Source organism: Bowmanella yangjiangensis, from assembly GCF_017255015.1.
Classification (GTDB): Bacteria; Pseudomonadota; Gammaproteobacteria; order Enterobacterales; family Alteromonadaceae; genus Bowmanella; species Bowmanella yangjiangensis.
Genome location: NZ_JAFKCS010000033.1, coordinates 1 through 14,538, shown reverse-complemented (window position 1 = coordinate 14,538; position 14,538 = coordinate 1). Strand labels below are relative to the sequence as shown.

The window sequence follows — 14,538 nt, the reverse complement described above, 5'->3', positions numbered from 1 at the left end:
GCCAGGGGGATCATGTGATGAAGGCACCCGAACTGCTGCACAAGGCCGCGTCGATCATGGAAGAGCGGGGCAAGGAGTACGACAAGCCGGAGGGCGAGCGCTCCATGGGGCGCGCTGTGAATGCCTTCAACGCGATCACCGGGAAGAACCTGACCGAATCCGAAGGCTGGCTTCTGCTCCAGCAGCTGAAGGACGCCCGCCAGTGGCAGAACCCTGGCCGGTACCACGCAGATTCCGCCGAGGACTGCATAGCTTACTCAGCCCTCAAGGCTGAAGCACTGGCAGAGGGGAAGTGAAATGGCAGCGCGCAAAGCGACAGACGAAGAGATCATCAAGGCTCTGCATGCATGGCCGACAGTTGCCGAGGCGGCCGCAAATCTTGGTATCCATGAACGCAACCTGTACACGCACAAGGCTCGCCTCGAGCGCCTTGGTGTCGACTTCGACAAGCACCTTCCTGAAGTCGAGGTGAGCGCGCAGACCTACGTCATCACCGCTGCCGTCAATGCCACGAAAGCGCACGGGCCTTTCCTGCGGACGCTCGAGCTGTACTGCGCGCAGCGTGGCGCCCAGTTGATCGTTATCCCGATGCGGTACCGGAACCCGACCCGGCGCGAGGAGGTGGGCGATGACGAATGGTGGGATGACCGCCTGGCGCCATACCTGACCCACAATCGCACTAAGATCGCCAAGAACCTGGTGGTGCTGGCTGACATCAAGGTGCAGCCAACCGCGATCAACCCGCTTCAGGGCTGGCTGACAGTGAGCGGTACCGCTTCCGCCATCCTTGGACACACCAAGATCGCCCTTCGGTCGGTGGCCACCAAGGTCGGAGACCCGGCAAAGCTGGTGCTGACCACTGGCGCATGCACCATCGAGCAATACAGCGACACTAACGCCGGCAAGAAAGGTGAGTTCCACCACACCCTGGGTGCCGTGGTGGTCGAAGTGGACGGTACCGCCAACCATATCCGCCATATCTGCCCGATGAAGGACGGCAGCTTTATCGACCTGGCCACGAAGTATTCGACCAAGGGGGTACAGCCGGCGCCGCATGCTGATGTTCTGGTGATGGGCGACGTGCACGCAGAGATGGCAGATTCGCGCGTCCACGCCGCCACCAAGCAACTGGCTGAGCTGATTCGCCCGAAGCACCTGGTGCTGCATGACGTGCTGAACTTCGGCAGCGCCTCGCACCATGCCAAGTACTTCGAGAAGTTCCGCCGCGTGGTCACCGGTACCTCCAGCGTCCTCAAGGAACTGCAGGTCACTGCGGCGCTCGTTGACGAACTGGCCGGCTTGGCTGATCGCACCGTCATGGTTGGCAGCAACCACCACGATCACTTCACTCAGTGGCTCGAGAAGTCGGAGCACGCCAACGACCTTGAGAATGCCCTGGTCTACCACGAGACCAAGACCGCGATGCTCGACGCGATCCACCGTGGCGGGTATTGCGACCCGTTCCAGTACTGGATGGACAAGCTGATGAAGAACAACGAGCGCCTTACCTGGCTGAAGCCTGGTGAATCGTTCGCTAAGCACGGCATTGAGTACGGATGGCACGGGCACAAGGGGCCGAACGGTGCTCGGGGTAGCACCAAGGGGTTCGCCACTATCGGCGCCAAGGTGACCAAGGGCCATAGCCACGGTGCCGAGATCATCGACGGCGCGCACTCAGTCGGTACCAGCTCAAACCTGCGCATGGGATACAACGAAGACTCACCAAGCGCCTGGACGCACACGCACGACATCACCTATGCCAACGGCAAGCGCACCCTGGTGCACTGCATCGGCGGCCGGTTCTACCGAGAAGACCAGAAAGCAGCGAAGGGGAAAGCAGCATGAAACAGCTCGACATCGAATACCTGCTGTTGCAATGGGGGATTTGGGTTCGCGTTCAGGCCGGAGTGCCACGGTACGTCTCCCCGCACTTCGCCCTGATGCGCGACAACGTGCAGATGCATGGCGAGCCGTCCCCGGCGATCACGGATGATACGGCGATGCTGATCGATCGACTGATCGGGCGCCTGTATGACCGCTACCCGGACAGCGGAACTGCGCTATGGAATTACTACCGTTATGCAGGATTGACATACCGTCAGCTGGGCAGGCTGATGGATATGAACCACGCGAAGGTAGAGAAGCTGATATCTGTGGGCTCTGCGTGGATTGACGGCTGCCTGGAGAATTATGCCGAAGCTGCATAATCAGGGTTGACAGTGGTAACCACCGGAGTAAGATTCTCGTTAATCATGCGGTTTTACCGCTTAGAAGCCCTGGCAGAAATGTCGGGGCTTTTTCGTTTCTGGAGGCAGCATGCACAGACTCGCTCTGTTGGCCGTGCTGCTGACCGGGTGCGCGCAATAGCATGAGCCCTATCAGGTTGCATTCAGTCGAGAGTCGTCCGAACGCGTCATGCACCGGATGGAGTTCTGCGCCAAAGCGGTCGCAGAGATCACGATGCCGCTCGACGACGAAGCCAAGAACGCCATTTACAGCGACTGCCTGATCCAGGTGGGCGCCACGATTTAGCCCGCCGACCAGCCGAATTCATCGAAAGGTTGGGAATACCGGTGGGCTTCCTATTTGCTCCAGCGCCTCCCCGCGCTCTCTGCCGACTTCGGTCGGCGTTTTATTCCTCGCAGTGCCGGCCCGGCGAAGGGCCAGGAATGCCTATGAGTGTCCGCGAAATGACCGAACCAGCCTCTACAGCAGTTGGTGGGCTTGCCTTGTACAAGCTCGGCATACTCGGCGCCATTGCTGCCGTGCTGGTAACCATCGTCGTAATGGCTATGACCCTGCCTAAGACCACTCGCGAGTTTGTAGTGGCTGCAATTTCCACGGTCATGTTCAGCTTCTGTGGTGGCGCATTCGTGGTGCGCTGGTTTGAGCTGATGCACTGGGCGAACGATTACTTTGGTCTGGTATCGCTGATGGGAGTTGCTTTCGTGTGCGGTCTCCCTGGCTGGGTGATCGTGCGTGCCGGCTTCGTGTATGCCGATCTGCGCAAGGGCATGAGCCTCCCGGACATGATTCGCGAGATCAAGCAGGCGGTGTGGAAGTGACCGGCGAAGTGAACTTCGACCTGGCTCGCATGAAGCGCGCTGTGGCCGGACCTCATCGCGTTATGCCGAGCGGCCTTACCCGCGAGCAGTTCAGACAGTGGATGCTGGATGACGCAAAGACTGTTTCTGCTCGGAAAGGCAGTGGATTCGGAGAAGGCTGATGACCCCGGAACAATTCGCGTACTGGCTGCAAGGCTTTGTCGAGCTGCAAGGCTCAGAGCCGACCGCAGAGCAATGGCAACAGATCAAGGATCACCTGCAGACCGTGTTTGTGAAGGTGACGCCTCAGCGCATCGCGCCAACCCCAGTCGTCCAGCCGACACCTGTTGATGACGGATGGACAAGTCCGATGCCGAGGTGGCCGTATTCACCCTGGACACAGCAACCGGTAATCATGTGCTGAGGTAGCTCGACATGTCCTGGATCATCCCCGCACTCCTGTTCATCACTGCGATGGTGTTCTGGCGCCTGTCGTTTCATACCGATGACCATCTCGTCGCCTGGGTGCGCTTCTTCACTGCATTGCTGCTGATCTGCATTGCGCTGATCTACAGCCTGGTTCTGCTGGTTGGGTGGGCGCTGGCATGAGCGTCGTAGAGATGAAGCCGAAGGTTCGACATTCAGTCGGCGACGCAGTGTGCGGTAACTGCCGGCATGAATGGGTAGCCACCGCGCCGGCCGGAACAACTCAGCTTGAGTGCCCGAAGTGCGCAACTCACCGCGGAGCGTTCAAGCATCCATTCGGCCCGTGCGAAGGTGACGAGAGCTTCAAATGTGATTGCGGGAGCTTCGACTTCTACATCTCGCGCAAGCCTGGTCACGCCAGTGGTGCGGTGTACTGCCGTGGCTGCGGTAACGAGGCTATAGGGTGGTTTGAGTGATGGCCAAGTACGGGAACATCGTCGTCACCTTCGCCTGGTGGTGGCGCCCTTATGCCTTTGGCCTGCTTCTGACTGCAATGATCACCGGCCTTGAGCCTGACTGGCATAAAGTCGAGCGGATGGCTGACAAGGCGATTCGTATCAAAATCGAGGGGCGGAAGGCCTGAGCCGTCCGATAACGGCAATGACCTATGGCGCTCACACCAAAGCAGCGGCGTTTCGTCGATGAATACCTGATCGACCTGAACGCAACGCAGGCAGCCATAAGAGCCAAGTACAGCGCCAGGACAGCTGCATCAATCGGCGAAGAGAACCTGAGAAAACCTGAAATCGCTGAGGCTATACACCAGCGGATGAAGGACCGCGAGAAGCGGACAGAGATCACCCAGGACATGGTGCTGCGAGAACTGGCCAAGATTGGCTTCAGCGACATCCGTAAGGCTGTGAAGTGGGGAGAAACAGAGCTTCGGGTGTCAGAGGGCGAGGAAGGCGATCTGATGCCATACCATGGACTGTCCCTGGTCGGCTCTGATCAGATTGACGACGACACAGCGGCTGCCATTTCCGAGGTTTCTGAAGGCCGTGAAGGCCTCAAGGTGAAGTTCCACGACAAGAAGGGCGCGCTGGTTGAGATTGCCAGGCACCTTGGGATGTTCACTGCCAAAGGCCACGCAGAGCTTGACCTTGAGATGAAGCGCATTCAGATCGAGAAGAGCAAAGCAGAGCTTGAGCAGATCAAGCGGACTGGCGGCGGAACTGATGCCTCGCAACTGCTGCGCGACCTGATCGAGAAGCTTCCAGGATGAACACCGGCAACCTGTTGCTCGACCGTCAGCTTGCGCGCTGGTACGAGCTGAAGGATCACCCGGTGCAATTGGCTCTGGTGGATGCGGTGCCGAACGGCCTGCGCTTTCCCCTGGTGCCAGCCGGTCGTCGTAGCGGAAAGACCGAACGCTTCAAGCGCTTTCTCGTCAAGCAGGCCAATCGAGTGGTTGGTCCTTACTTCGCGGCAGCGCCGACGCACGACCAAGCCAAGAAGATCTTTTGGGATGACCTCAAGGCCTTCTCGCTGTCATGCATGCATCCGCGCCGGCCGAGCGAGTCAGATCGGATCATCTACCTGCCAAACGGCAGCGAGATACATGTACTGGGCCTGGATAAGCCGCAGCGGATCGAGGGTATTCCGTGGAAGGGCGGCGGCATCGACGAGTTTGCCGACGTAAAGCCGGATGCCTGGGAGGCCAACATTCTCCCAGCGCTGAACACGGTAAACCCGCTTGACCCTGACTACCGCGCCTGGTGCTGGCTGCTCGGCGTCCCGGATGGCCTGAACCACTATTACGACCTCTGCATGCGCGCTGAGGCTGGCGGCGACCCGAGCTTTCAGGTGTTCCACTGGAAGTCCGCCGAGATCCTGCCTGACGACGTGATAGCCGCAATGAAGCGGTCGATGTCGGCGAAGCAGTTCAAGCAGGAGTTCGAGGCCTCATTCGAGACGGCAGGCGGCCGGATCTATGAGGACTACAGCAAGGACAACCACACTGACGCGCGGATTGAGCCGCACGAACAGTTGCTATGGATGCACGACCAGAACTTCACCCCGCTGTCATCGGCGGTCGGGGTGCGGCGCAACAACGGTAAAGACCTGTACCTGCTCGACGAAATCGTGCTCACCAGCGCTGTGTCGCGCCAGTCCGCGCTTGAGTTCGTCGAGAAGTTCAAGGATCACCAGAACAAGCATGTGCTGATCTACGGCGACCCGGCAGGGCAGGCCGGCGAGAAGCACGGGCACGCTTCGGACTACACAGACATTGAAGGCGTGCTGAAGGCGAACGGCTGGACGTACACGCGCAAGGTGAAGCCGGCGCACCCAGCCATCAAGGACAGGCAGAACGCCGTCCGCGCCAAGATCAAGACCGCTGACGGCGCCATAAGCCTATTCGTCAATCCGCTGACGGCGAAGTGGTGCGACAAGGGCCTGGCCACCGTCCAGCTCAAGGACGGCTCGACCTTTCAGGAAGACCAGTCCAACCAGTACCAGCACATAACCACGGCAATCGGCTACTGCATCGATGCGGAATGGCCGGTGATTAAGCACAGCTCCAGCTCCAAGCCTCTAAGGATGTGACCGATGACCGACGACCCGAGCGTACTGCACCCGGCTGTGGTGAAGATGCGCGAGTACCTGTCTATCGTCGGCCCGCTGCTGGGCGGAACGCTGGCTATGCGCGAGGCTGGAGAGGCGCTGCTGCCGCGCTGGCCTGCTGAGGACTCCGAGGCTTACAAGTGCCGCCTGATGACTTCAACGCTATTGCCGGCGTACAGCGAGACCGTATCGAACATGGGAAGCCGCGTGTTCGCCGAGCCGATCCAGCTTGGTGACGATGTCCCGGCGCGCCTCAAGGAGTATTGGCAGGACATAGACCAGCAGGGCAACGACGGCACTGTGTTCGGCCGTGTCTGGTTCGAGGATGCCCTGGGCAAGGCTATCAGCTTCGCCTACGTCGACTTCCAGAACATCGCGCAGCCTGACCAGCCTGGTGGAGTGGTGACAACTGCCGACCTGATCGCGGTCAATGCACGCCCGTATGCCGTCCACGTCCGCCCCGAGCAAGTGCTGGGCTGGAGGCAGAAAAACGGCCAACTGACACAGTTCCGTTTCATGGAGGTTGTTTCAGAGGAAGAAGGAACCTTCGCTGAGAAGCACATCGAGCAAGTCCGCGTGCTGGAGCCCGGTTACTGGGCTGTATACCGCAACAACGGCAAGGACGGCTGGGCTCTGTTCGACGAGGGCTTGACCAGCCTCAGCTACATCCCAATCGTGCCGCTATACACCAAGCGGACCGGTTTCATGTCGGCCAAGCCGCCTTTACTCGAACTGGCTCACGCAAACGTGAAGTATTGGCAAAGCCAAAGCGACCAAGACACCATCCTGCACTACGCTCGCGTACCGATCTTGTTCGGTGCCGGCTTTGATAAAGACGCCGAAGTATTGGTTGGAGGTGGCACCCTTGTTCGCCATGACAATGTGGAAGCAAAGCTCAGCTATGTCGAGCATGACGGAAAGTGCATCGACGCAGGTAGGATGTCGCTTAAGGACATGATTGAAGAGATGCGTATTGCCGGGGCCAAGCTGCTGCGTGTCGAGAACGCATCACCGAAGACCGCCGAGCAGGCCAAGGAAGATGCCGCAATCGAGATGTCGCCGCTGCAGATGATGGCGACCCAGTTCGAGGACGCCTACGCCCAGGTTCTGCAGATCATGGCCGACTACATCGGCGAGGCAGAGGGCGGCCACGTCCAGGCTAATGGCAACTTCGCCGCCGACTACGTGCCGGAAACAACCCTGCCGCTACTGCTCAACATGGCAGCGCAAGGCAAGCTGTCCGACGAAACACTGTTCGGCGAGTATAAGCGCCGTGGCGTCCTGGCCAGTGAGCTGGACTGGGCGAATGAGAAGGAGCGCATTGAAAGCCAAGGGCCTAGCCTGGGTCTGGTCTGATGGCCACCGTCAACAATCGCCTGGCTGACGCTGAGATCGCCCATGCGGTGAGCATGCAGCGGTTCAGCAACGGCGTTGTCCGGCGCATGATCGCGCTACTGAACCGGGTGGACTCTGACCTGTTCGCGCGCCTGATGGCAGCAATCGAGCAGATGCCGCCTGGCAGCTTCACCGTTGAGCGCCTGGATCAGTTGCTATTGTCGGTTCAGTCGCTGAACTCGCAGGCATACGCAGCGCTCCGGCGCGATCTGGACGCAGAGCTTTTGGCTTACGTCGAGTATGAAGCCACGTATCAGCAGAACCTGCTGACTGCGACCATCCCGCAGGCCGTTCAGGTCGTGGTGCCGATCAACTCGGTAAACGCCCAGCAGGTCTACGCCGCTGCGATGGCCAGGCCGTTTCAGGGCAAGCTGCTACGCGAGTACACGCAGAACATCGAGGCCAACCGCCTGACGCGCATCCGCGATGCAATCCGCATTGGGTTCGTGGAGGGCGAGACGGTCGATCAAATGGTGCGCCGCATTCGTGGCACGCGCGCCAACGGGTACGCTGACGGGCTGCTTGAGATCGACCGGCGAGACGCCGAGTCAATCGTCAGGACGGCGGTCAACCACCTCAGCAACTACACCCGGCAGGCGTTCTACCAGGCAAATGACGATCTGGTCAGCGAGTGGCAATTTCTGGCCACCCTGGACGGCCGGACCACAATCACCTGCGCAAGCCTGTCGGGCAAGACCTTCCCGATTGGCGAAGGCCCGCAGCCGCCGCGCCACATCAACTGCCGCAGCACGTCGGTTCCGGTGATCAAGGGCTGGCGAGAGCTTGGCCTGTCCGCCGAAGAGATCGGCAAGGGCACGCAGGCGAGCATGGATGGCTATGTGGCGGACGACGTTACCTATACACAGTGGCTGCGCAACAAGCCGGCAGCATTTCAGGATGAAGTCCTGGGCGCCACCCGTGGCAAGCTGTTCCGCGAAGGCAAGGTGGACATCGACCGCTTCACCAACGACAAGGGCAAGGTCTACACCCTAGAAGAGCTGCGCAAGCGCGACGAAGCGCTGTTTGAGCGGGTGGGGATTGCGGCGTAAGATCGCCGCATGACCGACAAGCCAACATTCACCGTCATCAACGGCACGCCCCCGCCAGACACGCCGAAACAGCGCGTTCTGGATCGGGTCAAGGCGTCGAGGCCGGCTGACTTTGTGAGCTGCCACCGATGCGGCGGAATGGAAGTTATCGAAACCAAGACCGGCGTGACGATCAAGGCCGGCAAGAAGAGCGGCGGCACGAAGCAGTTGCTGTGCGCTTCCTGTTTCATGCGTGGGGAGCGCGTAGTCATCGGATAGCAAGCCGGATCATTTCAATGGGGTGAGTGCGCAGACTGATGCGCGTTGCCACCCATGACGGCGATACGTAAGACAAGGGCCGTCAAGCCGGATATCAGTACCGGCCACCCCGCCAAATATCAAAGCCCGCCACTGAGCGGGCTTTTTCTTTCCAGCCTCGGCAATGCCGGGGCTTTTTATGCGCCAAGGGCGCCAACAGTCCCAAGGGGATAACACATGTTCCAACTCAAGCAGCTGTTCATGCAGGAAGAAGGCGGCGACGGCGGTAACGGTGGTGGCGGCCAAGGGCCGGAGATCACTCCCGAGATCCAAGCTCTGATCGATGCTCAGGTGAGCGCAGCAGTTGGCGGCCTCAAGGCCAAAAACGGCGAGCTGATCGGCAAGCTGAAAGAGCAGGGCGAGAAGCTGAAAAGCTTCGACGGTATCGACCCCGACGCAGTGAAAACCATCCTGCAGCGCTTTTCGGACGACGAAGAGGCCCAGCTCATCGCAGCCGGGAAGATCGACGAAGTACTGAACAAGCGCACCGAACGCATGAAGTCCAGCTATGACCGCGATCTGGAGGCCGCCCGCCAGGAAGCCACCCGTCACCAGTCCCGCACCGAGAAGTTTGCTTCCCGCGTGCTCAAGGGCGAAGTGATCGGCGCCGCATCCGAAGCAGGTGTGCACAAGTTCGCCATGGAGGACGCCATGTTGGCTGCTTCTCGCGACTTCGAACTGGACGACGAGGGCAACCCCATCGCCAAAGAAGGTCGCTTCGGCAAAGACGGTAAGCCGCTGACCCTCAAGGAGTGGTTCTCGGACATGAAAGAAACGCGCCCGCACTGGTTCCCGGCCAACGCCTCTGGCAGTGGTTCCGGCCCTACCGGTAGCGACGCACGGCCAGGCACGCCGCGCAGTCAGATGACTCCGAAGCAAAAGGCCGCGTTCATCACCAAACACGGGAAAGACGCCTATTTCGCGCTTCCTAACTGAATCAAGCCATATCGGGAGAATCCATCATGGCCGCAGGTAAAGCTTCTGACTTCAAGGTCTATCAGGACCAGTTCCAGGCAGGTATCGTCGAGACCCTGACCCAGAACAGCAACGCATTCAACGCCGCTTCTTCCGGCGCCATCAGCCTTTCCACCGTTAGCCGCCGTGGCGACTACTCGCAGCAGGCGTTCTTCAAGAACGTGGCGAACCTGATCACCCGCCGCGATACCACTTCCACCAGCGACGCCACCATTCTGGGCATGACTCAGGACGAATGGATCAGCGTCAAGCTGAACCGCAAGATCGGCCCGGTCGATCAAACCAAGGACGCCTTCCGTAAGATCATGGCTGGCCTGGCTGAAGATGAAATGAGCTTCCTTCTCGGCGAAATGGCCGCCAAGGCCATGCAGGTGGAAATGCTGAACTCCGCTCTGCGCGCTGGTCGTGCTGCTCTGAACGCCCAGTCGGCAGTCAAGTACACCGTTCCCACCAACGGCACCCTGGGCACCGCTGGCCTGGTCTCCGGTCTGTCGAAGTTCGGCGACGCCGCTGGCCAGATCGTCTGCTGGGTCATGCACTCCAAGCAGTACTACGACCTGGTGCAAGCTCAGATCACCGCCAACATCGACGGCGTGTCCAACTTCAACGTGGCCACCGGCACCCCGGTTACCCTGAACCGCCCGGTTCTGGTGACCGACTCCGACGCCCTGGTTGTCACCGCTGGCTCCGGCTCGGCCGCGACCACCGACTACTTCGCCCTGGGCCTGACCGCCGATGCGCTCATCGTCGAGAACACCGAGGAAGAAGAACTGGTGATCGAGAACGTCACCGGCAAGGAGAACCTGATCACCCGGATGCAAGGCGAGTTCGCCTACAACCTGGGCGTGAAGGGCTTCAAGTGGGACATCGCCAACGGCGCTGCCAACCCGTCCGACGCCACCCTGGGCACCGGTTCCAACTGGGACGCTGTTCGCGGCTCCTACAAGGACTTCGCCGGCGTGGTGATCCAGTCCCGCTAATGCAGTGGGGCATCTACGCCCGTGATGGATTCGAGGGGGCTCTGGCTTTTCGCCAGGGCCTTCTCGAGGCGGGACACCAAGCCAGGCTACGGTCGCTGTCTGACCACGCGCCTGGCTGCACCGAATCGTTTGATGCTGTCGCTGTCTTCGGCCTTCGCGGCAAAGGCGACATCATCCGCGCCGACTACGCCGGTACGCCGGTTGTCGTCGTCGACTATGGCTATCTCCGGCGTGTGCACGGTGAGGCCGACTTTCAGACAGGCCATTGGCAGGTTGGGCTTGGCGGGCTGAATCAGCTCCCGCCGTGGGATTGCCCGCCTGACCGGTTTGATGCGCTTGGGCTGCGCGTAGAAGAGCGCGGCGGCAATCCTGATGGATACGCCATGATCTGCCCGCAAATGCCCGGAGACGCCGCACATGGCTGCGATCTGGACGCTATGTCGGCATGGGTGCGGCAACAGGCAGAGCGCTATCCAAATGCGCGCATCAGGCCGCACCCGAAAGCGCCTGAACTGACCTACGGACTACCGCTGGCACCGCCTGACATGGGTGATGCGCTGGCAGGTGCGCGCCTAGTCGTGACAGGCAACAGCAACATGGGGCATGACGCCCTGCTGGCCGGTGTGCCGGTCATCTCGACTTTCCCCGGCGCCGCCTGGGAATCGCTGTCTGGCGAGCAATTGCCGGACATCAATCAACGTCTCGCGCACTTCTACCGGTGCGCTTGGGGGCAATGGACATGGCAAGAGTTTCGAAGCGGAACAGCGACGCGGTTTCTGGTGGAGCACCTGCTGCCCAACCGGCCGCCGAAGTGGTGAAGAAGGCTGCCCAACCGGCCGCCGAAGTCGCCCTGCTGGACGCGATCAAGGCCGCGCCAGTCATTGATAGCCGACGCGAGCACCTGCAGCACGCCGCGCGCACTGCGCCGGCCGGTACTGCGGCGGAGTTCGGCGTATTCACCGGCAACTCGCTTGCAGCGATCATCGACGTGCGCAAGGGCTTGGCCTACGGCTTCGACTCGTTTGAAGGGCTGCCGAGCGCCTGGGATACTGGCGCAGGTGAGCCGCACCCTGTCGGCCACTTCGCCACCGATCTTCCCACTGACCTGCCGAACCGCTGCCACCTGGTCAAAGGCTGGTTCGCCGACACCGTTCCGGCCTGGCTGGCAGAGCACGATGAGTCGCTGGCCATGGTGCACATCGACTGCGATCTGTACGAGTCGGCCGCAGAAGTGCTCAGCGGCATGAATGACCGCATCGTGCCCGGCACCGTGCTGGTGTTTGACGAGCTGGTCGACTTTGCCGAGGCCTGGTATCCGAACTGGCGCGACGGCGAGTGGAAGGCGCTGTGCGAGTGGATCGCCAAGCACAAGCGTCAGGTTAAGCCGCTGGCTCGCACCGCGCATCAGCAAGCCTCTTTCGTCGTGGTGGAGTAAGCGCATGGCACTCGTAATCGAAGACGGCAGCGGCAAGGCTGACGCTGACTCGTTCGCTACGGCTGCCGAGCTTGCACAGTTCGCTGTCGACTACGGATTTACCGTGCCGGCCGGAACGGCAGATCAGGAATCCCTGCTGCGCCGTGCCGGCGTCGAAATGTGGCGTTTCCAGTGGGTCGGCAACCAGTTCCACGACGAGCAGGGCTTGCCATGGCCGCGTTACTACACGATCCGTCGCGGCTTCATGGCTGACGGCGTATCGCTTCCGCGCGCAATTAAGCTGGGTCAGATGGCGCTAGCCTGCGAAATCTACCAAGACGACACCGATCCGCCCGAGGAGAGAACCGGCGCAGTGACCCGAGAGCGCGTAGAAGGCGCAGTTGACGTGCAGTACGCCGAGATCACCAGCTACAAGGGCAAGCCTGTGTCAGGACGCCAGTCCGACGGCTTCTTCTCGAAGTACACCCTGGGTCAGTACAGCGGGAAGCTGGTGCGCGCATGAGTGCTTTCTATGACCGCATGGCGGCGACGGCGCTGCGGCTGATCGCGCGCTTCGGCTCCGAGCAAACACTGAGCGACGTAACTGCCGGCGTGTACGACGACGTGGCCGGCGAGTGGACTACTCCGCCAGGCGATATCGAGCAGCCCGCACAGCTCATCCTGCTGGACTACACGCTGCAGGAATCCGGCCTGATGTACGCCGAGGGCTCGCAGATCAAGAAGGGCGACAAGAAGATCATCATCGCCGCCAAGGATCTGGCCTGGCCTCCTGCACTCACCACGAAAGTGGATGTCAACGGCGTGCTTTGGCAGATCGTCAACATCAAGGAAGCGAGCCCAGACGCATCAACGCCGCTCGTTTACTTCTGCCAGGGCCGTAAGTGATGAGCTTCAAGAGCGACATGGCCAGGGCTACGCGCAAGATCACTGATGCGCACAACAAGATCGCCAGCACCGCAGCGCTTGACCTGTTTGCCAGCACAATTCGTGACACACCTGTCGACCTTGGCGGCGCGCGCGGCGGCTGGACAACCAAGGCTGTTGTAGAGCCGGCCAAATCGCCTGAACGACTTGACCCGACCGGCGAACTTGCCCTGGCAGAGATGCGCGCCAATGTGCCAGATGGCGCCGGTCAGGAAGTGTTCATGGCCAACACGCTCCCTTACATCGAGCGCCTCGAGTATGGATACAGCAAGAAAGCTCCCCAGGGGATGGTAAGACGAAACCTCGCCCGAGTTCAGCGCGTCGTCCAAGCCGCTATCTCGAAATACAGGGTCTGACATGTCCGAAGTCAAAATAAACGCCGCCTTGGTTCAAGGCCTGGCGGCAGCGGCGCTCGGCCTGCAGATCGCGCCAGAGGGGAAGAACTTCACACCGCCAAGCCCGGCCACAGCATGGTCGGCTTGGTTCAACCTCCCGGCGTCAACCGACGTGGCATCGCTCGGCGTCGGCGGCAACGACGAAACTACTGGCATCTTCCAAGTCGACCTGAACTTCCCGCTCAACGACGGCACGGCCAACATCCTCAATGCCGTGCAGAAGCTGCGCGACTACTTCGTCGCCGGCCGCCGCCTGGTCTACCAAGGCCAGTGCGTGAAGGTCGAGCGCGTCACCCGCAACAACCTCCGGCCCGTCGACGGCTGGCAGCAAATCAACGTCTCCATCTACTACATCGCTCAAACCGTCCGCCCGGAGGTATAACCCATGTCCTGCTTTGGCAACGGCTCTGCCGTTAAGCTCTTCTACGTGCGCGAATACGGCACAATGACTGCCGACACCATCAGCGCGGTCGCTTCCGGCTCGACGTTCGCTGATTCCGGCTCTGGCTTCATCAGCGCCGGCAAGTTCGCAGTTGGCCACATCATCGAGGTGTCTGGCTTCACCACTGCCGCGAACAACGGCACATTCAAGGTTGCAACGGTGGTCGCCGGCTCCATGACTGTCACCGACATTTACGGCAACGCGGTCACCCTGGTGGACGAGGCGGCCGGCGATACCGTGACGATCACCCAGGAAGGCGGCATCCCCGCCAACCCGGAACTCAAGCCGATCCGCTTCGTGTCCGAAGGCCTGAGCCCGAACATCAACCAGATCGAGTCGAACGAGATCAACCAGGCCCGCCAGCGTGCGCCGAGCCGTGGCGGCACCTATAGCGTCGCTGGTGAGATCGCCGCCGAGGTCAGCTTCTCCAGCTATGACGACCTGATCGAAGCGGCCATGCAGGGCGCATGGGCTGCACGTGGTAGCTTGACTGCCAGCACAATCAGCGCTGCCGCTACTGATGACAGTTTCAATGATTCCGGGAATGGCTTCGT

The 14,538-nt window shown here is 60.8% G+C and carries 21 protein-coding genes; all 21 read left to right on the top strand.

Annotation, left to right across the window (positions count from 1 at the left end; genetic code table 11):
* A partial coding sequence (locus J0A65_RS20145; protein WP_206596138.1) for a DUF6378 domain-containing protein occupies positions 1-296 on the top strand: 296 nt, incomplete at its 5' end.
* 1 nt (position 297) lies between these two features.
* On the top strand, positions 298-1,845 hold the full coding sequence (locus J0A65_RS20140; RefSeq protein ID WP_206596137.1) for a hypothetical protein: 1,548 nt from the start codon (positions 298-300) through the stop codon (positions 1,843-1,845).
* A complete protein-coding gene (locus J0A65_RS20135) occupies positions 1,842-2,207 on the top strand; it encodes an antiterminator Q family protein (protein WP_206596136.1) in 366 nt (121 codons plus the stop codon). The genes J0A65_RS20140 and J0A65_RS20135 overlap by 4 nt, the downstream gene beginning before the upstream one ends.
* A gap of 468 nt (positions 2,208-2,675) precedes the next feature.
* Positions 2,676-3,065, top strand: coding sequence for a hypothetical protein (locus tag J0A65_RS20130; protein ID WP_206596135.1), 390 nt, complete (start codon positions 2,676-2,678; stop codon positions 3,063-3,065).
* A 160-nt stretch (positions 3,066-3,225) separates the two neighbouring features.
* Complete coding sequence (locus J0A65_RS20125; RefSeq protein WP_206596134.1) at positions 3,226-3,468, top strand: hypothetical protein; 243 nt, start codon at positions 3,226-3,228, stop codon at positions 3,466-3,468.
* Positions 3,469-3,479: 11 nt separating this feature from the next.
* Positions 3,480-3,653 (top strand): hypothetical protein, encoded by a 174-nt coding sequence (locus J0A65_RS20120; RefSeq protein ID WP_206596133.1) that lies wholly within the window; start codon positions 3,480-3,482, stop codon positions 3,651-3,653.
* A 289-nt stretch (positions 3,654-3,942) separates the two neighbouring features.
* Positions 3,943-4,113, top strand: coding sequence for a hypothetical protein (locus tag J0A65_RS20115; RefSeq protein WP_206596132.1), 171 nt, complete (start codon positions 3,943-3,945; stop codon positions 4,111-4,113).
* 24 nt (positions 4,114-4,137) lie between these two features.
* The gene (locus tag J0A65_RS20110) at positions 4,138-4,752 is read left to right on the top strand and encodes a terminase small subunit (RefSeq protein WP_206596131.1); all 615 of its coding nucleotides are present in this window, start codon (positions 4,138-4,140) and stop codon (positions 4,750-4,752) included.
* Positions 4,749-6,074, top strand: a complete 1,326-nt coding sequence (locus tag J0A65_RS20105; RefSeq protein WP_206596130.1) for a terminase large subunit domain-containing protein — start codon at positions 4,749-4,751, stop codon at positions 6,072-6,074. The genes J0A65_RS20110 and J0A65_RS20105 overlap by 4 nt, the downstream gene beginning before the upstream one ends.
* Positions 6,075-6,077: 3 nt before the next feature.
* Positions 6,078-7,448: a DUF4055 domain-containing protein gene (locus tag J0A65_RS20100; RefSeq protein WP_206596129.1), complete on the top strand. Its 1,371-nt coding sequence runs from the start codon at positions 6,078-6,080 to the stop codon at positions 7,446-7,448.
* Complete coding sequence (locus tag J0A65_RS20095) at positions 7,448-8,536, top strand: phage head morphogenesis protein (protein WP_206596128.1); 1,089 nt, start codon at positions 7,448-7,450, stop codon at positions 8,534-8,536. Before J0A65_RS20100 ends, J0A65_RS20095 begins: the two co-directional genes overlap by 1 nt.
* Before the next feature lie 9 nt (positions 8,537-8,545).
* Positions 8,546-8,794, top strand: coding sequence for a hypothetical protein (locus J0A65_RS20090; RefSeq protein WP_206596127.1), 249 nt, complete (start codon positions 8,546-8,548; stop codon positions 8,792-8,794).
* A 216-nt stretch (positions 8,795-9,010) separates the two neighbouring features.
* Positions 9,011-9,769, top strand: coding sequence for a hypothetical protein (locus J0A65_RS20085; protein WP_206596126.1), 759 nt, complete (start codon positions 9,011-9,013; stop codon positions 9,767-9,769).
* 26 nt (positions 9,770-9,795) lie between these two features.
* Positions 9,796-10,788, top strand: a complete 993-nt coding sequence (locus J0A65_RS20080) for a major capsid protein (protein ID WP_206596125.1) — start codon at positions 9,796-9,798, stop codon at positions 10,786-10,788.
* Entirely contained in the window at positions 10,788-11,606 is an 819-nt protein-coding gene (locus J0A65_RS20075; RefSeq protein WP_206596124.1) for a hypothetical protein, read from the top strand. The genes J0A65_RS20080 and J0A65_RS20075 overlap by 1 nt, the downstream gene beginning before the upstream one ends.
* Positions 11,603-12,223: a TylF/MycF/NovP-related O-methyltransferase gene (locus J0A65_RS20070; protein WP_206596123.1), complete on the top strand. Its 621-nt coding sequence runs from the start codon at positions 11,603-11,605 to the stop codon at positions 12,221-12,223. Before J0A65_RS20075 ends, J0A65_RS20070 begins: the two co-directional genes overlap by 4 nt.
* A 4-nt stretch (positions 12,224-12,227) precedes the next feature.
* The gene (locus J0A65_RS20065) at positions 12,228-12,725 is read left to right on the top strand and encodes a DnaT-like ssDNA-binding protein (protein WP_206596122.1); all 498 of its coding nucleotides are present in this window, start codon (positions 12,228-12,230) and stop codon (positions 12,723-12,725) included.
* Entirely contained in the window at positions 12,722-13,108 is a 387-nt protein-coding gene (locus J0A65_RS20060; protein WP_206596121.1) for a hypothetical protein, read from the top strand. The genes J0A65_RS20065 and J0A65_RS20060 overlap by 4 nt, the downstream gene beginning before the upstream one ends.
* Positions 13,108-13,503, top strand: a complete 396-nt coding sequence (locus J0A65_RS20055) for a hypothetical protein (RefSeq protein WP_206596120.1) — start codon at positions 13,108-13,110, stop codon at positions 13,501-13,503. Before J0A65_RS20060 ends, J0A65_RS20055 begins: the two co-directional genes overlap by 1 nt.
* A gap of 1 nt (position 13,504) precedes the next feature.
* Complete coding sequence (locus tag J0A65_RS20050) at positions 13,505-13,924, top strand: phage tail terminator-like protein (protein ID WP_206596119.1); 420 nt, start codon at positions 13,505-13,507, stop codon at positions 13,922-13,924.
* A 3-nt stretch (positions 13,925-13,927) separates the two neighbouring features.
* A partial coding sequence (locus J0A65_RS20045; RefSeq protein WP_206596118.1) for a phage tail tube protein occupies positions 13,928-14,538 on the top strand: 611 nt, incomplete at its 3' end.